General features: G+C 61.5%; 17 protein-coding genes and 1 pseudogene. 9 read left to right on the top strand and 9 right to left on the bottom strand.

Features of this window, described 5'->3' with window-relative positions:
• The first annotated feature begins 1 nt into the window (after position 1).
• From BLR24_RS01725 to BLR24_RS01695, 8 genes and pseudogenes are all read left to right on the top strand, one after another.
• Entirely contained in the window at positions 2 to 1,129 is a 1,128-nt protein-coding gene (locus tag BLR24_RS01725) for a UDP-2-acetamido-2,6-beta-L-arabino-hexul-4-ose reductase (RefSeq protein ID WP_093011707.1), read from the top strand.
• A 24-nt stretch (positions 1,130 to 1,153) separates the two neighbouring features.
• Positions 1,154 to 2,290, top strand: coding sequence for a non-hydrolyzing UDP-N-acetylglucosamine 2-epimerase (gene wecB / locus BLR24_RS01720; protein ID WP_093011703.1), 1,137 nt, complete (start codon positions 1,154 to 1,156; stop codon positions 2,288 to 2,290).
• A 4-nt stretch (positions 2,291 to 2,294) separates the two neighbouring features.
• Positions 2,295 to 3,383 (top strand): annotated as a pseudogene (locus BLR24_RS30935) (glycosyltransferase family 4 protein); the annotation flags it as partial.
• Between the two features lie 144 nt (positions 3,384 to 3,527).
• Positions 3,528 to 4,142 carry a sugar transferase gene (locus BLR24_RS30930; RefSeq protein ID WP_254787147.1) on the top strand — a complete coding sequence of 205 codons (615 nt, stop codon included), beginning with the start codon at positions 3,528 to 3,530 and terminating at the stop codon, positions 4,140 to 4,142.
• Positions 4,139 to 4,801, top strand: coding sequence for an acetyltransferase (locus BLR24_RS01710; protein WP_093011697.1), 663 nt, complete (start codon positions 4,139 to 4,141; stop codon positions 4,799 to 4,801). The genes BLR24_RS30930 and BLR24_RS01710 overlap by 4 nt, the downstream gene beginning before the upstream one ends.
• Before the next feature lie 2 nt (positions 4,802 to 4,803).
• A complete protein-coding gene (locus tag BLR24_RS01705) occupies positions 4,804 to 5,982 on the top strand; it encodes a DegT/DnrJ/EryC1/StrS family aminotransferase (RefSeq protein WP_093011694.1) in 1,179 nt (392 codons plus the stop codon).
• A complete protein-coding gene (locus BLR24_RS01700) occupies positions 5,979 to 6,368 on the top strand; it encodes a VanZ family protein (protein ID WP_093011691.1) in 390 nt (129 codons plus the stop codon). Before BLR24_RS01705 ends, BLR24_RS01700 begins: the two co-directional genes overlap by 4 nt.
• 48 nt (positions 6,369 to 6,416) lie before the next feature.
• Positions 6,417 to 8,411 carry a polysaccharide biosynthesis protein gene (locus BLR24_RS01695; RefSeq protein ID WP_093011688.1) on the top strand — a complete coding sequence of 665 codons (1,995 nt, stop codon included), beginning with the start codon at positions 6,417 to 6,419 and terminating at the stop codon, positions 8,409 to 8,411.
• A 20-nt stretch (positions 8,412 to 8,431) separates the two neighbouring features.
• On the opposite strand, the gene BLR24_RS30225 is transcribed toward BLR24_RS01695, so the two are convergent.
• Positions 8,432 to 9,256: a hypothetical protein gene (locus BLR24_RS30225; protein ID WP_139188689.1), complete on the bottom strand. Its 825-nt coding sequence runs from the start codon at positions 9,254 to 9,256 to the stop codon at positions 8,432 to 8,434.
• A 169-nt stretch (positions 9,257 to 9,425) separates the two neighbouring features.
• Here BLR24_RS30225 and BLR24_RS30220 point away from each other — a divergent pair, with 169 nt between their 5' ends.
• Complete coding sequence (locus BLR24_RS30220; RefSeq protein ID WP_139188688.1) at positions 9,426 to 10,658, top strand: O-antigen ligase family protein; 1,233 nt, start codon at positions 9,426 to 9,428, stop codon at positions 10,656 to 10,658.
• A 21-nt stretch (positions 10,659 to 10,679) separates the two neighbouring features.
• On the opposite strand, the gene BLR24_RS01690 is transcribed toward BLR24_RS30220, so the two are convergent.
• The 8 genes from BLR24_RS01690 to BLR24_RS01650 all read right to left on the bottom strand — a co-directional run bounded on the left by BLR24_RS01690 (position 10,680) and on the right by BLR24_RS01650 (position 21,907).
• The gene (locus tag BLR24_RS01690) at positions 10,680 to 11,777 is read right to left on the bottom strand and encodes an acyltransferase family protein (protein WP_093011685.1); all 1,098 of its coding nucleotides are present in this window, start codon (positions 11,775 to 11,777) and stop codon (positions 10,680 to 10,682) included.
• Between the two features lie 272 nt (positions 11,778 to 12,049).
• Positions 12,050 to 14,314 carry a polysaccharide biosynthesis tyrosine autokinase gene (locus BLR24_RS01685; RefSeq protein WP_093011682.1) on the bottom strand — a complete coding sequence of 755 codons (2,265 nt, stop codon included), beginning with the start codon at positions 14,312 to 14,314 and terminating at the stop codon, positions 12,050 to 12,052.
• Positions 14,311 to 14,745 carry a low molecular weight protein-tyrosine-phosphatase gene (locus tag BLR24_RS01680; RefSeq protein ID WP_093011679.1) on the bottom strand — a complete coding sequence of 145 codons (435 nt, stop codon included), beginning with the start codon at positions 14,743 to 14,745 and terminating at the stop codon, positions 14,311 to 14,313. Before BLR24_RS01680 ends, BLR24_RS01685 begins: the two co-directional genes overlap by 4 nt.
• Complete coding sequence (locus BLR24_RS01675; RefSeq protein WP_093011676.1) at positions 14,742 to 17,702, bottom strand: YjbH domain-containing protein; 2,961 nt, start codon at positions 17,700 to 17,702, stop codon at positions 14,742 to 14,744. Before BLR24_RS01675 ends, BLR24_RS01680 begins: the two co-directional genes overlap by 4 nt.
• Positions 17,703 to 18,093: 391 nt before the next feature.
• Entirely contained in the window at positions 18,094 to 18,384 is a 291-nt protein-coding gene (locus BLR24_RS01665; RefSeq protein WP_093011673.1) for a hypothetical protein, read from the bottom strand.
• A 363-nt stretch (positions 18,385 to 18,747) separates the two neighbouring features.
• Complete coding sequence (locus BLR24_RS01660; protein ID WP_093011670.1) at positions 18,748 to 20,091, bottom strand: four-carbon acid sugar kinase family protein; 1,344 nt, start codon at positions 20,089 to 20,091, stop codon at positions 18,748 to 18,750.
• A complete protein-coding gene (locus BLR24_RS01655) occupies positions 20,088 to 21,359 on the bottom strand; it encodes a ribulose-bisphosphate carboxylase large subunit family protein (RefSeq protein ID WP_093011667.1) in 1,272 nt (423 codons plus the stop codon). Before BLR24_RS01655 ends, BLR24_RS01660 begins: the two co-directional genes overlap by 4 nt.
• A gap of 8 nt (positions 21,360 to 21,367) precedes the next feature.
• Positions 21,368 to 21,907 carry a VOC family protein gene (locus BLR24_RS01650; protein WP_093011664.1) on the bottom strand — a complete coding sequence of 180 codons (540 nt, stop codon included), beginning with the start codon at positions 21,905 to 21,907 and terminating at the stop codon, positions 21,368 to 21,370.
• Positions 21,908 to 21,914: the final 7 nt, after the last annotated feature.

Genomic DNA, 21,914 nt, shown 5'->3' with positions numbered 1-21,914 from the left:
CATGAAGGTATTGATTACCGGCGCCCGCGGCTTCGTGGGCAAGAACCTGCAGTTGCACTTGGCCGAGCGCAAGGACGTGCAGGTGGTCTGCTTCACCCGCGACGACAGCGTGGGGCAACTGCCCGCGTTGCTGCAAGGGGTGGACTTCGTGTTCCACCTGGCGGGCGTCAATCGCCCTCATGACCCGCAAGAGTTTGCTACCGGCAACGCAGAACTTACACAGAGCCTGTGCAGCGCCGTCTGCGCCGTGGCCGAATCGACTGGAAAGAAGGTTCCCGTCGTCTACACCTCGTCCACCCAGGCGGGTTTCGACAACCCTTACGGCCGCAGCAAGCGCGGAGCGGAAGAGACGCTGCAGGCCGCCGCCCGCAGCCACGGCATTCCGGTGCACCTCTTCCGGCTGCCCAATGTGTTTGGCAAATGGTGCCGCCCCAACTACAACTCGGCCGTCGCGACGTTCTGCCACAACGTCTCGCGCGGGCTCCCCATCCAAATCAACGATCCGTCTGCGGCCGTCACGCTGGTGTACGTGGACGACGTCATCGAACGATTCGTTCAGTTGATGGACGGTGCAGATGCTCAGGTAAACGCGGATGGTCTTGCCACCGTGGCGCCGCAATACACGACCACGGTAGGTGAGCTTGCCCGGCAGATCCAGTCGTTCAGGGACAGCCGCAGCACGCTCATGACCGATCGCGTGGGAACGGGGCTGGTGCGGGCGCTCTACTCAACCTATGTGAGCTACCTGCCACCCGAGTCGTTCGCCTACCCGGTGCCGCAGTACGGAGACGCGCGCGGCGTGTTCGTCGAGATGCTCAAGACGCCGGACGCCGGCCAGTTTTCGTTCTTTACCGCGCACCCGGGCATTACGCGAGGCGGCCACTACCACCACAGCAAGACAGAGAAGTTTCTGGTGATCAAGGGTCAAGCTCGCTTCAAGTTCCGGCACATGCAGACCGGTGAAGCTCATGAGTTGATCACGGCGGGTGACAAGCCTGAAATTGTGGAGACCGTGCCCGGCTGGACGCACGACATCACCAACATCGGCACAGAAGAAATGGTCGTCATGCTCTGGGCGAACGAGGTGTTCGACCGCGCGCGACCCGACACCTTCGCCTGTCCGCTGTAGACGCTTCGATTACTGATTGTTCCCATGAAAAAACTCAAGGTCTTGACAGTGGTGGGCACGCGCCCCGAGATCATTCGCCTCTCACGAGTGCTGGCGCGTCTCGACGAGCATTGCGACCACGTGCTGGTTCACACCGGGCAGAACTATGACTACGAACTCAATCAGGTCTTCTTCGACGACCTCGGCGTTCGCAAGCCCGACCACTTTTTGAACAGTGCGGCAGATTCGACGGGTGCCGCGCACACCATCGGCAATCTCATCATTGCGGTCGACAAGGTGCTTGGGCAAGAGCAGCCCGAGGCAATGGTGGTGCTGGGTGACACCAACAGTTGCCTGTCAGTCATCCCCGCCAAACGGCGCAAGATTCCGATCTTTCACATGGAGGCCGGCAACCGCTGCTTCGACCAGCGCGTGCCGGAAGAAACCAACCGGCGCATCGTGGACCACACAGCCGATGTGAATCTCACCTACAGCACCATCGCCCGCGACTACCTGCTGCGCGAAGGGCTATCGCCAGACCTGGTGATCAAGACTGGCAGTCCGATGTTCGAGGTGTTGTCGCACTACCGTTCGAACATCGATGCATCCGATGTGCTCACGCGGTTGAGCCTTGAGGCAGGCCAATACTTTGCGGTGAGCGCCCACCGCGAGGAGAACATCGAGTCTCCCCAGTCCTTCGCAAAGCTGGTCGATGTGCTCAACGCAGTGGCCGAAGATCATGGATTGCCGGTGATCGTCTCGACGCACCCGCGTACCCAAAAGCGCATCGACGCGACGGGCGCTCGCTTTCATGCCAATGTTCGCCTGCTCAAGCCTCTCGGGTTTCACGACTACGTCAAGCTGCAGATGTCTGCCCGCGCGGTTCTTTCCGACAGCGGCACCATCAACGAAGAGTCGTCCATCCTGAACTTTCCGGCACTCAACCTGCGCGAGGCGCACGAGCGGCCCGAAGGAATGGAAGAGGGCGCGGTAATGATGGTGGGTCTTGAGGTTGCTCGTGTGCGCCAGGGATTGGCCATCCTCAATACCCAGCCTCGCGGTGAACTGCGAGGCTTGCGCCAGGTCGCCGACTACAGCATGCCGAATGTCTCGGACAAGGTGCTGCGCATCATTCACAGCTACACCGACTACGTGAATCGGGTCGTGTGGAAGAAGTACTGATCCCATGGCCACTCGTGTCTTACTGCTGACGCAATGGTTCGATCCCGAGCCGACCTTCAAGGGCATTGTGTTTGCGCGCGAGCTCGTTCGGCAAGGCTTCGAGGTAGAGGTCGTCACTGGCTTTCCAAACTATCCGGGTGGAAAGGTGTACCCCGGCTACCGCATCAAGTGGCTGCAACGCGAGGTGATAGATGGCGTGCAGGTCACCCGCTTGCCGCTATACCCCGACCACGGCCAGTCCGCCATCAAGCGGGTGTTGAACTACGCGAGCTTCGCGGCGTCTGCGTTCATCTATGGCTTGCTCTTTGCAAAGCGCCCCGCGGTGATGTATGCCTACCACCCGCCGCTGACTGTGGGCGTGGCGGCTGGGTTGATCCGGCTTCTCCGCCGAATTCCGGTCGTCTATGACATCCAGGACATGTGGCCGGACACCTTGCGGGCGACCGGCATGCTCAACAACGAACGGGCCCTCGGCATCGTGGCATCGGTCTGCCAATGGGTCTACAAGCGTGTAGATCACATTGCCGTGCTGTCGCCCGGCTTCAAGAAGTTGCTGATGCAGCGCGGTGTTCCTGAAGCAAAGATTGATGTGATCTACAACTGGGCCGATGAGGCTTCGCTGAGGGCACCCAGCGGTCAATTGCCAGCAGCGTTTCCAACTGCCGAGAAGTTCCGCATCCTGTTTGCCGGGAACATGGGCAAGGCGCAGGCGCTCGATGCCGTTCTGAACGCAGCTGTGCTGCTGCAACAACGCGGGTCGCGTGTTTGCTTTGTATTGCTGGGCGGCGGTGTGGAGGTGAGTCGCCTTGTCGAGCGAGCTGCGGACCTGCAGCTGGGCAATGTGGTGTTCTTGCCGCCTGTGCCAATGGCCGAAGTTGGCACTCTGCTGCAAGCCGCCGACGCATTGCTGGTGCATCTGCGCAAAGACCCGCTGTTTGAAATCACCATTCCGTCCAAGACGCAGGCTTACATGGCCGCCGGCAAGCCATTGCTCATGGCAGTCGATGGCGATGCTGCCAATCTGGTGAGAGAGTCCGGCGCCGGGGTCATTGCTGCGTCTGAAGATCCGCAGTTGTTGGCGACTTCCGCCGAAGCACTGGCGGCCATGGCCCCAGAGGCGCTGGCAGGAATGGGTGCGAAGGCCCAGCGTCACTATCGCGAGCACCTGTCGCTGCGAATCGGCGTCGAGAGGTTCGGCGCGCTTTTCAGGCAGCTAGGCGCGAGAAGAGCATTCGACATGAAGCGAGTGTTTGATGTCTTCTTGGCCGCGGTGGCATTGCTGCTGTTTTCCATCCCCCTTGCATTCTTGACGTGGCAGGTGAGTCGCAAGCTTGGCAAGCCGGTTTTCTTCCGACAGGTTCGGCCGGGGCTCGAAGGGCGGCCTTTCGAGATGGTCAAGTTCCGCACCATGACCGACGCGCGCGACACCATCGGGCAGTTGCTGCCCGATGCCGAGCGGCTCACGCCATTCGGACGCTTCCTGCGTTCGAGCAGCCTTGATGAGCTGCCCGAGCTCTGGAACGTCGTCAAAGGCGAGATGAGCCTGGTGGGGCCACGCCCCTTGTTGACTGAGTACATGCCGCTGTATTCGGCGGAGCAAGCTCGCCGCCACAACGTGCGGCCCGGCATCACCGGCTGGGCGCAAGTCAATGGCCGCAACACGCTGAGCTGGGAAGAAAAATTCAAGCTCGACGTCTGGTACGTCGACAACCGCACGCTGTGGCTCGACATCAAGATCCTGTGGCTCACGGTGCGCAAGGTGCTGGTGCGCGATGGAATCTCCGCGGCGGGCGAGGCGACCATGCCGCGCTTTACCGGCTCTACTGCCGCCTCGCCCGGAGGTGAGTCGTGACGCACCCCTTGTTTGCCGTCTACGGCGCCAGCGGATGCGGCCGGGGCGTGATGCCGCTGGCGCGCGCGCAGCTGGCGCGGCAGGGCATTGCCGAAGCGCGGCTTGTTTTCATCGACGACGCTCCCGTGGCAGCAGTGGTCAACGGCCAGCGGGTGCTGGGCTACACAGAATTCCTGCAAGAAGAGGCGAGCGAGCGTTACGCCGTCCTTGCCATTGCCAACAGCAAGATGCGCGAGCAGTTGGCCCTGCTTTGCAAGGCGGATGGCGTGCGCCCCTGGACGGTGAGTGCGGACAACGTAGTGCGCATGGACGACGTGGTGCTGGGCGAAGGCGCGGCTCTCAGCCCCTTCGTCACCATCACTTCCAACATTCGCATTGGCCGGCATTTCCACGCCAACCTTTACAGCTATGTCGAGCACGACTGCGTGATCGGCGATTTCGTCACCTTTGCGCCGGGCGCCAAGTGCAACGGCAATGTGGTCATCGAAGACCACGCCTACATCGGTTCGGGTGCCGTCATCAAACAGGGCCAGCCCGGCAAGCCTCTTGTCATCGGTCGCGGTGCCGTGGTCGGCATGGGCGCCGTGGTTACGCGCGACGTGCCGGCCGGCGCCACGGTGGTGGGCAATCCGGCTCGTCTGTTTTCTCCCAAAGGTTGATTGTGCTGAATACCTCGTTTTCTCCCTGGCCCAGCTTCACCGCCGAAGAGGCCGAAGCAGTGCAGCGCGTGCTGCTCTCCAACAAGGTCAACTACTGGACCGGGCAGGAGTGCCGCGAGCTCGAAAAAGAGTTCGCCTCGTGGTCGGGCACTGCGCATGCGGTTGCGCTGGCCAATGGCACGCTGGCGCTCGATGTGGCGCTGAAGGCGCTGGACATTGGCCCGGGCGACGAAGTGGTGGTGACGCCGCGCACTTTCATGGCAAGCGTGTCGTGCGTGGTCAATGCGGGTGCCACGCCGGTGTTTGCGGATGTCGATGCCGACAGCGGCAACCTGTCGGCGGCAACCATTGCACAGGTGCTCACGCCGCGCACGCGCGCGGTCATCTGCGTGCATCTGGCCGGTTGGCCCTGCGACATGGATCCGATCATGACGCTGGCCGAACAGCATGGCCTCAAGGTCATCGAAGATTGCGCCCAGGCGCATGGCGCGTACTACAAGGGGCGGCCGGTCGGTTCCATCGGGCATGTGGGTGCCTGGTCTTTTTGCCAGGACAAGATCATGACCACGGGTGGCGAGGGCGGCATGGTCACCACCAACGACGAATCGCTATGGCGCGCCATGTGGGAATACAAGGACCACGGAAAAAGCCACGAGGCGGTGTTCAACCGCGAGCACCCACTGGGCTTCCGCTGGTTGCACGAAAGCTTTGGCACCAACTGGCGCATGCTCGAGATGCAGGCGGTGATCGGCCGCATTCAGTTGCGCCGCATGACCGAGTGGACGGTGCAACGCACCCGCCATGCAGAAGCGCTGTGGGCGGCCTGCCGGCCCTATGCAGCAGTGCGCGTGCCAGAGCTGCCCGAGGACAGCGTGCATGCGCACTACAAGTGCTATGTCTATGTCCAGCCCGATCGACTGGCACCCGGATGGAACCGCGACCACATCGTGAATGCTATTCAGGCCCAGGGCGTTCCTTGCTATCAAGGCTCCTGCTCGGAGGTCTACCTTGAGAAGGCTTTCGACGGCACCGGCTGGCGGCCGGCCGAGCGCCTGCCGGTGGCGCGTGCCCTGGGCGAAACCAGCGTCATGTTCCTGGTGCATCCCACACTGACGGCCGCTGAAATGGAGGCCAGCTGTGTGGCCATCAAGCGGGTATTGAAAGAAGCGAGCGCCGCATGAGCTTGCACACCGCGCGAAGCTGGTTGCCTAAGCCAGGAGCCCCGGTCTGGAGCTGGCTGCTGGCGCTGGCCATGCTCGTGCTGCTGGTGTTGAGCCTGGCGCCGTCCTCGCTAGCCTTGCCCACCACCGGCTGGGACAAGGCCAACCATGCCTTGGGTTTTGCGGTGCTGGGGCTGCTAGGCCAATGGGCCTGGCCGGGGCGCACGGCCGTCGTCCTGACCGCGCTGCTGGCCTACGGGGGGCTCATCGAACTGCTGCAATCCTTCACGCCCGATCGCAGTACCGAGGCTGTCGATCTGCTGGCCGATTGGGTGGGGTTGCTGATTGGCGCCGGCTTGGCGTTCTTGCTGGACCGCCTGCGTCCCGCGGGGCAGGGGGCGCAATGATGGATTCACAGCATGCCGGGTTGGTAAAAACTTCTTCAGGGGGTTCGCATGATCGATCGTATGGCTCAGCCTATGTTGGCGCTGCCGCGCCCCGTAAAGCGGGTGTTGGCCTTGTTGGTGGATGCCGGACTGTGCGTGCTGTGCGTGTGGCTGGCATTCAGCTTGCGCTACGAGCGGTGGATAGAACTGACGGGCGTGCATTGGCTGGCGGTTGCCGGTGCAATCATGCTGGCGCTGCCGCTTTTCGTGGTCTCGGGCTTGTACCGTGCAATCTTCCGCTATGCCGGCAGCGCGGCGCTGATGGCTGTCGTGCACGCCTGCTCTCTGTTCAGCGTCGGCTATGTCCTCATATTCACCGCATTCGGCGTCGAGGGAATTCCGCGCACGGTGGGGCTCTTGGTGCCTGCGCTGCTGTTGTTCACGGTGGGCGCTTCGCGCCTCGTGGCGCGCTATTGGTTGGGCGGCTTGTACACGCAGGTGCTGCGCGGCAAGGCGCTGCCGCAGGTGGTGATCTACGGTGCCGGCGAGGCCGGCCGGCAGTTAGCCGCGGCACTCGCGCACAGCCCGGAAATGGTGGTGCGGAGATTTGTCGACGATTCGGTGCAGCTGCAGGGCAGTACGCTCAACGAACTGCCCATTGATCCGCCGTCCTGGCTCGAAGCCCATGCTGCCGCTGAAGGCATTACCGACGTGCTGTTGGCGCTGCCGTCGGTTTCGTACGGCCGCAGGGCGCAAATTCTGAACGAGCTCTTGTCGCTGCACCTGCGCGTGCGCACGCTCCCTGGCATGGCCGATCTGGCGCAGGGCCGGGTGCAGGTCAAAGATTTGATGGAGGTCGACATCGAAGACCTGCTGGGCCGCGACCCGGTGGCGCCGGTGGACGATCTGCTGAATCGCCATGTGCGTGGCAAGGTGGTGCTGGTGACCGGTGCGGGCGGTTCCATTGGCAGCGAGTTGTGCCGCCAGATCGCGCAGTTAAGGCCCTCGGTACTGTTGCTGGTTGAATGGAGCGAGTACGCGCTCTATGCCATTCACCGCGAGCTGGAGCAAGAAGCCCCCGCGCTGAGCGTGGTGCCGCTGCTGGCATCGGTGTGCGATGGCGCGCGCATGCGCCAGATCATGAGCGTGTGGCGGCCCAATACCATCTACCACGCCGCGGCCTACAAGCATGTGCCGCTGGTGGAGCACAACCCCGTAGAGGGCCTGATCAACAACACGCTGGGCACGCTCACGGCGGCATTGGCAGCGCGGGACAACGGCGTTGGCCAGTTTGTGCTGGTCAGCACCGACAAGGCGGTGCGGCCGACCAACATCATGGGCGCAAGCAAGCGCCTGGCCGAAATGACGCTGCAGGGCCTCGCCCAGCAGAAATCGCGTACCTGCTTTTCCATGGTGCGATTCGGCAATGTGCTGGGCTCCAGTGGCTCGGTGGTGCCGCTCTTTCGCCAGCAGATCGAAGCTGGCGGACCCATCACGCTCACGCACGAAGACATCACGCGCTATTTCATGACCATTCCCGAGGCGGCCCAACTGGTGATCCAGGCCGGCGCCATGGCCGAGGGCGGTGATGTGTTTGTGTTGGAAATGGGGTCGCCGGTACGCATCATCGACCTGGCGCGTCGCTTGGTGGAACTGTCGGGCCGCACGGTGCGCGATGCGCGGAACCCGGAAGGAGACATCGAGCTGTTGATCACCGGCCTGCGTCCCGGCGAAAAGCTGTATGAAGAACTGCTGATCGGCGACAACGCCATGCCCACCGCGCATCCGCGCGTGATGAAGGCCCATGAAGCGTGCCCGCCGTGGGCAGAGCTGGCGACGCAGATCGATGAGCTTCGCACGCTGCTCGCGCGCAACGATGTGCCTGGGCTCAAACGCAAGCTTCAGCAGCTTCTGGGCGGCTACCGGCCGCATGCGGAGGTGGTGGACTGGGTACACCTGGAGCGTGAGCGCCAGAGTGGGACGCTGCCGGAGCATGTCGCAAGCACACCCAGTGCCGCGGCGCCAGTTGCTACCGTCTCGCCTTCGGCCCTCGCTCCAATTTGATCTGATCTCTTATTGGAACTTTAATTTTTAATCGATTTTGATTCTAGGAATTTTAATGTCTGCTGCCACCATTCGGCATCCGGATCCCAATTCTTTTGAGGCTCATGATTCCAAATAACAATTCCATCAGAATGTTTGTAGCATGTCTCCAATTCCAGCATCCAGTAGTCTGCAGGAAGATATTTTCCGCCAAGTAGTGGGTTCCCGCTATTGAATTGCGGCCACAAATAGCAATACACGGGCTTGCCGAACCTCTTTGCAACTCGCAAAGTCTCTTCCGCGTAAATCCTCCATCCCTCCTGATTTCCGTAAAGCGTATAAAGAGAGGGAAAAATTGCATCTACATGCGGAACAAAATCCTGCGCAGCACGGCTATTCAGATTTTCCCATTTTTGCCGCTCCGACTTTCTGCCCGCGTCAAGCAAAGGCCAATAAGTCCTGGTAGGTACCACACCATAGTAGCCGAGCTTGATTCCAGGGCGAGCCGCGCGAATGTTTCGAACTACATTCAAATACTTTTCCCTGCTTTTCGAGCGCTCGTCTTCGTTGTCAGTGTAAAGATGCCAACGTTCGATATCAATGACTGTTGGCAATGGTCCTGAACCCAAGCCGTCTAGCAAGTTTTTTAGGGCCTCTCCTTCGATCATTTGGTCTGATGTTTTTGAAGGGAGCAGCATAGACTCGTAAATAAGTGGATTTCTTGGAACTCCAAATGAAGAAACGTCTACGCCGCCCTTGTAGGTCATCGACTGGACCACTAAAAATGGCTTACTTGATGATTGTGCCGAAGCAGAATTAGCTCCAAAAAAACAAACTGACATTAGCAGCGTAATATAGAATTTCATTTCTACCTTTCTAAAAGCCTCCAAGTTGACGCATGGTCTTGGGCGGCGAAGATTTTCGGCGATTGAAGATGCCACTGCTCAATGCGCAGCACATTGTGTGATATCAGTTTCTTGCTTCCCGGCCCGTTTCCCTACGCAAGCCAATCAATCAGTATTTTGAAGCATCCAGATGCCAGCCACCTTAAAGCTAAATTTCGTAACTCTTGGTCTCGCTTCGTTTTTTCTTCTTGCAACTCTAAATACAGCAGTCACCAGCGATGAATCACAGCGGCTAGTACTATTTCTTCGGCCATTTCTGGTCGGCGTCGTTATTGCTTGCATCATTGCCAATGCAATCAAACGAGGCATTACACCTCGCGGTTTCATAGGTATAGCAATTTATTTACTGGCGGTGCTATACGGCATTGCTGCAGCGTCGCTCAACAATTCTCTGAGCTTGGTTCTTGATTCGCTTTTCATAGACGTGCCGATGGCATTAAGCGGAATTTATTTGCTTTCGGCTGTTGGAAATCTAGACGATAACAGGCAATTCATTCAGGACGAGCAAGCAAAATTCTTTGTCTATTATCCGTTCATAGCAGTCCTCGTGACTGCCGTGGTTGGCGGATTCATTTTTGAAATTCCCCCACGATTCAACTTCGAATACGGCTCCGACCAGCTTGGCCAGGATGTGGTATACAGTCTGGGCTTGACGAACTTTTATGGGTTGGCAACCATTGCAGCCGCATACCTAAATATCAGAAGCAAGACCCGACTGCGTTCAATCCTAATGACGGTACTTATGCTTTTCTTTTTAGCATTGTCGCTCTTGGGTGGAGGTCGAGGGGAGCTATTCGCAACCATACTAATAGTTGCTCTCATCCTCATCAAAAATCGACCGATCTTTACGATCGGCATAATTTCATGCGCTGCGCTAATGCTGATGATATCGGTTGCCGACTTGTCGAGTTTGAGCGATTCATTTGTCATCGTCCGTCGACTCACAGATCTTGCTGGAGGGGATCTGAGTTCGCGAGACGCCCTTCTTTACCAAGTGATCGATCTACTATCGGACGAACTAAACTGTCTTATTTTCGGTTGCGGCCCGGGGTATTTTCAAATTTATTATAGATACGATTTCGGCCTATATCCGCACAACTTATTGGCTGAGTCAGTGGTTTCATTTGGTATTTTTTTCACCGCAGTTTTTTTGTTCTTTGTTGGGCGCGGCCTAAGAAGATACTGGAAAGCCGTTGGACGCCTTGACCCATTTTTACTTCTCGTGCTTTTCTTTTCGATTGTTGGCCTCAAAAGCGGCTACTTGTTTGGATCTTGGATTTTTGTTGCAGCTTTTTTTAATCTGGCGGCACTTGCAGTGACAAGGCGGTCATATGAGCCAAACATTAACGCAATCCGCAGTTGAATTGGCGTTCAGCTATCGATATCAATCCGTTTGTGTCTGAGCGGTCGGGAGAGTCGCCCCGACAGGCGATTGAAGAGATTTCCGCTTTTTGGCAAGAGCCGGTTTTTCAACGATAAACCATGAGATGAATGCAATGCTGAGCGTCAGCACGAGCGCGATCGGCAAACTCGGTTTCGCTAGTATGAGCAGCAGATTGATTACCGGCATGTGCCACACATAGGTGCCGTAGCTCAGATCGGCACCCAGGTGCACGAACGGTGTTCCGAATGCCAGCCACACCACTAGGCAGATGTAGGCGGAAAAATAGATGATCCCGACACGGTTGCCCGATGAGCCGACGATGGGGTCTTGGTCAATTCCAAACGCGATCACGAAGATCAGCGGAATGACCGCCAGCGGCAGCATTCGCATGTGGCGCTGCAACCAGGCGAAGTGCTTCACCGCCAACATTCCGAAGCCGAACATCCATCCCCATACGATTGGTGTTAGAGCCAGCACATCGAATAGGGTCTTGTCCCGCACAACCGGCTGGGTCAACATCAACGGTCCGACCAAGTAGACCGCGAACGAGAGGGCAGAACAAATCAGCACGGCTTGGCGCACATGACGCTCGAGCGCGACGATGACAGGCACCATGAAGTAAAAGAGGATCTCGGTGGTGAGTGTCCAGAGTGAACCGTTGATGACCCCCACACCCACATCACGAAAGTGGCTTGGGTTGTACGCTTGGCCGAGGGATATCTGGGCAATGAACCATCCGGCATATGTCGGAAACCTGCTGACAATGTCGCTGGCGCCGTGGGCCGCCATCGCTACTATCGCGCCGCCGGCAGTTACAAAAACCAGTCCGGGGAAAAGCCGAAGGAAACGATTTTGGAAATAGCGCTTCCCCGGCGCGTTAAAGTAGGACGCGTAGATCAGGAAGCCGCTCACAAAGAAGAAGGCCGGCACCCCTGGAAAATGCTTGAGGAGTTTTACGATTTCGAAATGCGCGTTCAAGTGCTCGGACGCGTGCACTACAACTACTTGCAATGCAAACAGCAGGCGCAGCCACTCAAGGTTGTTCTGCTTTGGAAAAGAGAGAGGCGCACGCTTTGCGCCATCGGAATTCAGTGCCATCGATTCTCCAAGGCTCTAGGCTCTTCAAGCCTAAGAGGCGATTAGACCACTAGCCTCAGCACTCAGCAGATATTCGCCGAGCACCAGATTGCCTCTTCATCCCATTGGGATTTCGGCTTGCTTAATGCCCATTTCCCGGTAGTCGACCGCCTGCCCGCGCTCCTCCGCAAGGTTCTCAGCCAGTAAATTATGGGTTCCGGCATTGGCGCCAGTGCGAGTTCATAGCCTCGCTAAAGGCCTTTGAATTTTGGCTAGCTGCTTCCCGCGCGGCTCTACTCGTTGTATTTGTACTTCGTGTACCTGTAGCCACCGTAGCGGTACCCTTGACTGCCGTAGTGGCGCCGTGTCAAGTCGATGCCGTTGAAGATGACGCCGCTGACTGCCTTGCCACCGTGTGAGAGGCGCTTGGCGCTTTCGCTGAGTTCGCCAAGCTGGGTCTGATCCGCGCGCGCCACTAGCAGCACTGCGCCCATGTAGGGGGCCACGGCGGCCGTGTCGGCGGCCACCAGTACCGGCGGCGTGTCGATCACCACCAGTTCATACTGCGCGGACAAAATGTCGAGCAGTCGCACAAAGCTCTCCGACATCAGCATGTCAGCCGGGTTGGTCGGCAGCTTGCCGGTGGTCAGTATGTCGAGGTTGGGCAATACCTGCGAGCGAATGGCCTGCTGTGCCGAAAGCTCGCCAGCCAGGAGTTCCGAAAGGCCGTTTTCGCGCGGCAGGCCAAACTGCTTGTTCAGGTGGCCCTTGCGCATGTCCGCGTCGATCAGAAGCACCCGCTTGCCGGCGTGGGCCATGATGGCGGCGAAGTTGCCTGAAACAAAGCTCTTGCCAATGTTCGGCGTCGCACCGGTAATTAGCACGCGGTTATTGCCGGCTTCGAGTGTGGCAAATTGCAGTGCGATTCGCAGACTGCGCAACGCCTCGATCGAGGGACTTTCCGGGTGAGTCACGGCCAGCAACTGGATGCCCTTGGCACCTGCGGCAATGCTTTGGTCGAGGGCCATCTGCTCAGCCGTGAAGGGCACCACCGAATAAACCGACAGGCCGGTGTGGGACTCGATCTCCTGCGGATCCTGAATGCCCCTGAAGAACCAACTGCGCATCAGGGCCAGCGCCATGCCGGCCAAGAGGCCTAGCACCAGCGCCAGCGCTACGATCTGCGCCTTCTGCGGCTTAATCGGCTTCTTTGGCTTCACAGCTTTGTCGAGCAGGCGCACGTTGCCAGTTTTGCCTTCCTTCACCAGGCGCAGCTGCAGCGCGTTGTTCTGCAGCGACTGGTAAAGGCCACTGTTCACCCGTACGTCGCGTTCGAGGCGCAATGCATCTTGCTGAAGCGTGGGCATGCGGCTCACGCGCGTGTTGAGGCCGCCGATCTCTTTTTCGATGGCGGCAATTTGCCCATCGATGGTCTTCACACGCAGGTTGGCATCGGCAAAGTGCGCGACCAGTTCGCGGCGCTTCTGCTGGGCTTCGAGCAACCTGGTCTGCAGCTCGATAGTCTGGGCCAGCACGCCCTTGGCTTCTTCGTCGAAGGCCACGGTGCCGTTCTTGTTGCGAAAGTGCGTGTAGGCATCTTCAGAGGCTTCGAGCTGGCGCTTGAACTCGGGCAACTGCTCGTCAAGGAAGATCAGTGTTTTCTGCGCCTCGGCCGCCTTGCGCTCGACGTTCTGCTGCACGTACTGCTCGCCAATGGCATTGAGGATGCGGGTGAGCCACTCACGGTCGCTGTCTTCCAGTGTCACGTTGATCACGTTCGATTGCTTGCCTTGTTCGGCGAGCTGCAGGCGCTTTTGCAGGTCCTCGACCGTCCGCAGCTGCGAGGCGCGCGATACGACGAATTCCGCACCGCGCTTGCCTTCGAGCTTGTCGATGAGGAGGTCGATGGCGCCGCCTTCGAGCACGAAGTGCAGCCGCTGGCCGACGGTGCCGGTCAGCGGCTTGTCCATCGCCTCATGCCGCAGCGTGTACTTGCCTTCGCCTTGGGCGGTAATCAGAAAAGGCTCGTCGTCCTCAAGCGCAGGCGGCACGTCGAAACGCGTAACTACTATGCTTTCGTTGCCATGGACATACCCACCAATGCCGAAGACGCCAGGGTTCGAAAGCCCGTCAGCTCGTCGCGCCAGCCAAGTGCCGAGTACGGGCAGGTAACGTGGCTTGGCGTCGATATAGGCCTGGGTCTTGTCCACTGCCGCGCCGAGCACCATTCGCGAGCGGATGACTTGGATTTCGCCAGTGGCAGGCGTCTTCACGTCGAAGAGGTTGGAAGCTTCTCCCAAGAAGCCCTTGGCATCGGGTGCAGAGTCCTCGACTTGGACCAATAGGTTGGATTGGTAGATGGGAGTGGCCATCACCGCGTAGGCCACTCCGAGCACGAGCGTCACCGCGGTGACTGCAGCCACTAGCCACTTGCGGTCAATCAGGATGTCGATCCATTCCGAGATATTGATCTCGTCATCGTCCGCCGCTGCAGCTGAAATTGCAGCGGGCTGACCGGCGCGCGCGCCGCTGGAAGTAGTGACAGCAGTAGTGTTCATTTGAATTTCCGAATGCGTTCGGCCCAGGTCTTGACGCCAGCGTCGATGAGTTGGAGCGCGTGCTCGAAGGCTTCCTGCCCCATGCGGTAGGGGTCGGGAATATTCAGCTTGGCGGTTTCGGCAAGGCGAAAGACCCTGCCGCGCGTCAGCGGATAGTTGTTTTCGATGTGGCGGCGCTGACCTTCGTCCATGGTGAGGATCAGGTCGGCCTCAACGCACATGGCTTGGGTGACCTGGCGCGCGCGGTGGTAGCCAAGGTCGAGCCCCCGCTCGGCCATCAACGCCTGGGCAATAGGGTCCGCAGGGTGGCCGATCAACGCGCCCGTGCCGGCCGAAGACACGGTGATCTGCGGCAGGGTCTTGGCGAGCAAGACTTCCGCCATCGGGCTTCGGCAGATGTTGCCGATGCAAACGACAAGAACGGTATTCATGGGCTGCGATCGAAATTCAAGATGTTGTCTCCGGCACGAGGCTTTTTATCTTCCGGGGCTGCAAAGTTGAAGGCGGCGTTGTCGCGCACGGAGGTCAGTTCATAAATGGTGTTGCTGCGGCCCAGGCGGGCGCCGCCGTCGCGCGTGAGCGGCGACCATCCAAAGCTCAGCGCAAACTTGGTCGACCGCGGCAGCAGCGCGTCGAGTGGAATCGAAAGATAAATGCCCTTGTCGAAATCGCCTTCGCCAAAGCGAGCGGAAGATACGTTGGTCTTGGTTGCATAGGCGCCAAGCACAAAGCCGTTGTCGAAGCGGCGAATCACTTCAAGCGTCACGCCGCGATCGCCCGCCAGGTATTGGCCCGCGCTGATCTTTGCCATGACACCGTTCCAGCCGGTGTCCCAATACAGGGTGGCGTGGCCGGTGGTCACCTTGTAGTCGCGCAGGCCAAAGTCCTGGTTGAAGTCGCGCTGCCGCACGCGGTTGATGTCCACGCCAAAGGCAACCGGCGAGCGTGCCGGCCGGTACATCCATTCGGCACCCACGCCGGCAAACATGGATTCGAGCAGGCCGCCATACATGCTGTAGTAGTGGTTGCTCGACATCTGCCCCACGTGCGTGAGCTGCAGCGACGGAATGGTGAAGCGCTTTGACGTGACGTACTCGCGCTGGTAGGTGCGCACGCGCGGCAGGTCGCTGGGCGCGGTATAGGTGAACTTGTCGTAGTTGTCGGCCAGCCGCAGGTTCACCGCGCCGCTGAGCCAGGTGCGCGGGGTAAAGCGGTATTCGGCCGTGGCCTGGATGCCAAGCTGATACAGAAGAAAGGCGTCGGGCCCGCCGACGATCTGTCCATAGCTCGGCGCAATGCCAAAGGTGAACTTGTCGCGGGGGCGCACCCAAGGGGCCTGTGTCTCGGTGGCGGCGGCCTCGGCGGCAACTCTGTTTCCCGTGGTGTTGCTCTTGTCGTCGGGCCGGGCCAGTTCGGGTTCGTAGTCGCGCTTGGACACGGCACGCGCGGCATGCGGCGGCAGGGCCTGGATGCGCACGGCCACCCACTCGGCGCGATCGATGGCCTGTGCATGCACCGCAAGCCCGCGCTCCGAGTAATGAAAGACAAAGCTCTTGATGGTGTTTGGCGCATCGTGATGGAGCACCGCAATGGCCTTTTCCACGCGCGCGGTGCGGTAGACGGTGTTGCTGTCGCTCACCCACACATGCAGCACGTCGTCCTTGGGCGCAATGCGCTCGACGGTCCACTCGGTCAGTGCTTCGATCTCCGCCGCGGTTGCCGCCCAGCCGGGCGAGCGCTCGGACGCCTGGGGCTTGAATTCCGGCAGCGGCCGGTCGGCCGGTTTGGGCGACTGCGACGCCGCCAGGTTGCTTGCCAGCGTGAGGCCAATCATGAACTTGTCGCCACGCTCGAAGCCGGCGGACAGCGTGACCTTGGGCGACACGCGGTATGAAAGACCGATGTTGAAGGGCGTGCGCTGGCGCTGGTTGTTGTTCTGCGGCTCGCTTTGATAGTCGTTGCCGTCGTACTCGAGCTTGAGCGTGAGCGGCTCCCACGGCGTGCGCCACTGCACGCCGCCAAAGAGGGCGGCAGGGCCACGAAAGTAGGAGCCGAACCGGGCCTGATTGCTGCTCGCGCTAGCGCGGGTGTCGAAGCGGCTGCCCAGCAGCTTGAAGGGGTTGCTGATGTTGCCGCTCGCGCCCAGGTAGCCCCATCCGATGCCAAGGCTGAAATCGAAGTCATGCCAGCGCTTGCTGGCCACCAGGTACTCGCCGGAGAAAAGGCCGGTACCGCCAAGGTCGCGAAAGCCCAGCGCAAGCTCGGGCACGTGGGCGCTTTCCTTGAGCAGCCGCACCTTGATATCGATGCTCTTGTCCTTGTTCGACTGGCCGGTGGTGCTGGCTGTGTACGCGCGGTTGGAGATTGACGTGTAGCGAAAGCCCGCTTCCAGCCAGTCCAGCGGCTGGAACATGAAATTCAGCCGCGTGTAGGGCCAGATCGACGTGAACGACGTGCGCATGTCGCCGGCCAGCCCCATGCGGGCCGTTGGCGTTTGCAGCAGGCCGGTTTCGCCCCAGTCGTTGCCGCTGATCTGGAGCGGGAGCGGCTGCGAGGCCACTGCCTCGGGGAGAGCCCCGGTGACGGTGGGTGCCGCGAACACGGCTGCGTTGGCGGCCGGGGGCGCATTGAATAGTTCCTGCGGCGACGCGCCTTGCACCGCCAGGAACTTGATCATGCCTTCCGACAGGCCCGCCAGATCGGGCATGCGGCTCGGCGGGGCCCAGATCCAGGCGCCGGGCGCGGGCTCATCGGCGGGCTCGGCGTTCCAGGCCCCGATGCCGACGCGCGCGGTGCGGCCGTCGGGCTGCGCGATCCAGGCCCAGTCGGCTTGGCCGTCGAGCTTGCAGGCGCTGAGGTAGTCGAGCACCGAGCGTCCGCTTTCGTGCGGCACACGGCAAAAGCTGCCGTCCGGCTGCACCACGGTCACCGTTCGCAGCGGGGCGGGCGGAACGGCGAGCCGCTGGCCTTCGCTGAGCACCGGGTCTTCTTTCGGATTCGCCTGCAGCCAGCGCGGATCGACGATGCCCAGCGCCACGCGGCCGGTCGCCGGGAGGCTGTTCAGCATGGCCAGGAGCCGTTCGCGCGGCGCGCGTTCCTCGGGCGAGGGGGCCGATCGGATGGCCGCTTCGACCCGAACCATCAGCGTATCTTTCAGGTACTGCTGGGCGAGCACTTCCTGCGGCACCTGCCACGCCAGGCCGGGGCCGGCCGCTTCCCCGGGCTGGCGCAGGAGCCAGTCGCTGAGCCGCTCGCCCGGGCGCACTTCTGCGGCGCCGGCAGGGGCGCTCGAGGCGGCGTGGGCGGAGGACATCATCAGCACGCTCGCTGCGGCCAGCAGAGTGAGGTGAAGTGGGTTGATGACAGTGCCGTGCGGGGGTGGAGTCATGAACCAGCGCTTGTCGAAGCAACGTTGGCTGGCACAGACGGATTCCACCGTTCGAAGCTCAAGCACGGATCAGGGGAAAGGCACCGCTCGGAATGGACCACCTTTTTGAGTCTGTCGCCAACCCAATTGGTCGCGAGGCCGGCCATTCCCACAAGGCGTCCCCGGCCCTCGAAAGTGGCGCGCAAATAGCTGAATTCCGGACGAAACGTGTGGGAGTCCGAGGGCGAGGCCTTGTAGAGGTGCCGAGCCGCGGCAAGTATTGCCGAGCAGCTCGAAGAGCATCCGCCCAAAAAAAAGGATGATGCGAGTACGCAGCATCCCTTTTTTCGCACTGCGCCAGCGGTGCGTTGGACTCTCGCTAGGAACCCCCCCTTGCGGAGGGCTCCGTTCATTACCTGGTGCCAGTGCTGCCGGTAGTTCCTGTTCCGGTTCCGGTCCCGCCTGGGCCGCCGGGAAGGAGGAAACCGCCGCCACCACCACCGCCGCCACCGCCAGCGGCGGCCGCCAGCAACACTCCGCTGCCAGCGATGATTCCGACCTGTTGCCCGGTGAGGCTGCCACCGCCTGCTGCGCGCACGGCAGCAGCCGCGTCGACCGGTGGCGTGGGCAGTTGTTGGGCCAGTGCAGGTGCGGTCGCAAAGGCTGCGACGGCCATGGCTGCGATCAGGTGACTGTGTTTCATGGATATTCCCCGTTCGGACGAAGCTTGGAAAGCTACAACTGCTCGTAACCTGCGATGCGCATTGTTACCCGTCAACGGTGCAAATGTTACCACTCCATGAGGAACGGCAATAGGCAGAAATGGGTAACAGCGGGGCGCGGCGTTGCACCAAAACGGCACCCCTCGCACGGCCAGCGAGTTGAAAACTTCAGGCTGACAATTGAAATAAAAATTAGAACTTCAGAATTCTTTTGAGGGCAAATCTTTAAAGATTGCAGCGCAGTTGAAGAAGATGATTCCGCTGCTGCTGAAATTATTGGTTTCAATTAATGAATGAAGCATCGCTTGGAATTCGCTGTTTCGGTGCCCCGGGCGCGTTGTTTCTCACTGGAGCGGGGCGGTTGGCGCACCTCGCACCAGGCGCTCGAAGACATCTTCCGGGCCCATCTGGCCGCCCTTGAGCATGATCTCCATGCCGTCGAGCGCGGCATCGTCGCCGTGAATCCGGCAAAGCGACGCGCCCGCGCCCATATCGGCCACGTAAGAAAGCCCCCAGGCATCGAGCGCCTGCACGGCGTGGCTCGAGGTGTCGCCTCCGGCAATGCCGACGCGTTGCAGTCGCACCTTGGCCAGCACCTTGGCCAGCAGGTCGCCGCCGGCGCGCGCGAGCGCCTGGGCGTCGAGCTTGAATTCATCGACTTCCTGGCCGGCGGGGCGGGTACAGGCCAGCACGTTGCAGCCGCGTGCCAGCCCCTGAGCGATTTCTTGCGCGTGGCGCTCCAGCGTGGCGGCGTTCCTTAGCGCGAGCCTTGGCGCGTCGAGCCACACGATGTCGAAGGACTGCGCCGCCGCCACCTGCCGCGCCGTCACGGGCGACAAGCTCCCCGCGAGCACCAGCACGGGTCCGCGCGCGGGGGCGACGTGGCGTTGTTCGGCCCGCGCAGTGCTGCGCGCGCCGAGTGCGGTGGCCAGCGCATCGACCACGCTGCTCGGCCCGACGGCAAGCAACGTGGCGCGCCGTGCCTCCGCCCACAGCACTTCGCCGATGGCTGCGAGCTGCGGGGCGTCTGCCACGTCGAACAGCACGGCGCCGGTTTCGGCAGAGTCGACGGGTGTGTGCAATGCGTGGTGCAGCGCCTCGCCGAGCACCTCTGGCCCCTGGGAGACGACCGTGAAAGGAATGGAGCGCACACCTGCCAAGCCCTGCTTCGCCAGATGCAGCCGCAAGTCCGCCTCGTGCATCGGCGTGACAGGGTGCCGGCTCATCGTCGGATGCCGGTCAATGCGGAACACCTCGCCGCCAGCGCCCGCCGCGGCGAACAGGTTGCCGAAGAGGCAGTGCCGCCCGAGGTTGGGCTGACCGCCGACGATGGCGGTCCACGGCTGTTCGACGGCACCGCGCAGCGCGCGCACGGCGGCGCCGATGGAGCCGATGTGCGGCGCGCTGTCGAAGGTCGAGCAGGTCTTGTAGTGCAGCACGCGTGCACCGAGCGAACGGAACAGCGTGGCGACGGGCGCCAGTTCGGCCTGCATGGCTTCGGGCGCCATGGCGCGCGCCGCGCCTGCAATGCCCAGCACGTCGAGCGGCCCGGCTTGCGCAATCCGGGCGGCGTCGGGAGACTTCAGGAAGAGCAGGGCGCGCAATCCGGCGCGCGCCGCGGTGCCGAGCGTGTCGGTCGCCCCTGTGAAGTCGTCGCCGTAGTAGACGATGGCCGGAGCCGGACTCATGGCTTGCCGAAGAAGTCCAGTGCGCGCGCCAGTTCGGGCGCGCTGCGGGCCGCTTCGTCCAGCGTGGTGCCGGTCCGCGTGGCCGACCAGGCCTGCCGGATGCTGGTCACGCCGGCTGCCGCGCCATCGGGATGCGCGAGGATGCCGCCGCCGGCCATGAAGAGCAGATCGTCGCTGCCGATGGCCGCCCAGGTGGCGGGCACCGTGCCGGCCCACTGGCCGGACGAGAAAGCGGGCATCACCCGGTCGTCGGCGGCATCGGTCAACGGCGTGAAGCAGTCGCGCGCCGATTCAATGACTTCGCTGTCGGGCTGCGAAAACTTGCCTTGCAGGCCGTGCACGTGCATATGGTCGACGCCCGCAAGCCGCCACAGCGTTTGATAGGCCTGAAACGAAACGCCCAGCAGCGGATGCCGCGACAGCGCACCGTAGCCATTGCGATGCCCATGCAGCGCCAGGCCGGTGTGGCGCCGCAGCGTCTGGATGCCCGAATGGCCGCACCAGTTGAGGCTGGCCATTACGCACGATCCGCCTCCGCGCTCGACCAGGTCGGCATGCCGCTTCATCGCATCCGTTTCATCGGTGATGTTGAAGGCCACCATCACGTGCTTGCCAGTGCGCTCCCGGTGCGCGCGCACCACGGCCATCACGGCGGGCACGCGCTCGGCGAGCGGCGCATGCGCGGGGTCGGCGCAAACCTCGTCGTCCTTGATGAAGTCGACGCCCGCGGCGCAGAGCCTTGCGACCAGCTTGGCGGTCTCGGCCGCTGAGAGGCCCACGTTCGGCTTGATGATCGTGCCGACCAGCGCACCGCTTGCCACGCCGGTGGCGCGCCGCGTGCCCGCGATGCCGACACGGGGCATCTCGAACTGCGCGCGGTACGCGGCCGGCACATGCAGCGATTCGAGCCGCAGGCCGGTCACTTCGCCCAGGTCGTAGAGGTTGCCCGACACAGTTGCCGCAAGCGTCGGCAGGTTGGCGCCGATGTTGGCCACGGGAAAAGAAATGTCGACATGCGCGCGCCGCCATGGGCCGCGCGTGCCTTTGCGCTCGAGCAGCGCATTCGGCAGGCTCGGCACTTGCACGGGCGCGAGCTCGGTGATGGCCTCGACCGTGGCGCGCGCGCGTTCGCGCAGCGCATCGGTTTCGCCCTCCACACGCGTGAAGGTGCCGCACGATTGCTCGCCGGCCATCACCTCGGCCACGGCGGCCGGGTCCAGCGGCGTCTCGATGAGGTAGCGCGCGTGGATGCGTTCGGCAGGCGCCATAGTCACGCTCACAGCTTGCTCAGGTCGGGAAAGGGCCGCACTGGCTCGCTGCCGTCCCAGCCCTCGGAGGCGCTGCGGATCAGGTCGAACATCTTGCCTTTCGGGCCTGCCACTTCGGAGAGCTCGATCACCGTGCCCGGGTGGTATTCGGTGTCGAAGTAGATGAAGCGGCCGCGCTCGCCCACCTCGCCGCTCATCACGGGCTTGAAGCCTTGTGCGGTGAGGCGCGCAAGGTCGGTGTCGTAATTGGCCGTCCAGTAGGCGACGTGCTGCAGCCCGGTGCGCCCGGCCTGCAAAAAGTCGCGGTACATCGAGGGCACGTCGTTGCGCGTCTGGATGAGCTCGACCTGTACATAGCCCGAGTTGGCCAGCGCCACCGAGTTGTGCGGCTCATGCGCCTCGCCCTTGTAGCGGTAGTTCTTGATGGGCACCTTCGGGTTGTAGAACCAGGGGCCTACGCCCAGCGTGGTGCTCCAGTAGTCCATGGCGGCCTCGATGTCGTGCACGACATAGCCCAGCTGGCGAATCTCGCCGAGGAATCGACTCATTGCGGTT

The organism is Variovorax sp. OV700 (genome assembly GCF_900099805.1).
Lineage (GTDB): Bacteria > Pseudomonadota > Gammaproteobacteria > Burkholderiales > Burkholderiaceae_C > Variovorax.
Note: the sequence above shows the minus strand (reverse complement) of the source record. Positions and strands in the feature narration are given on the sequence as shown.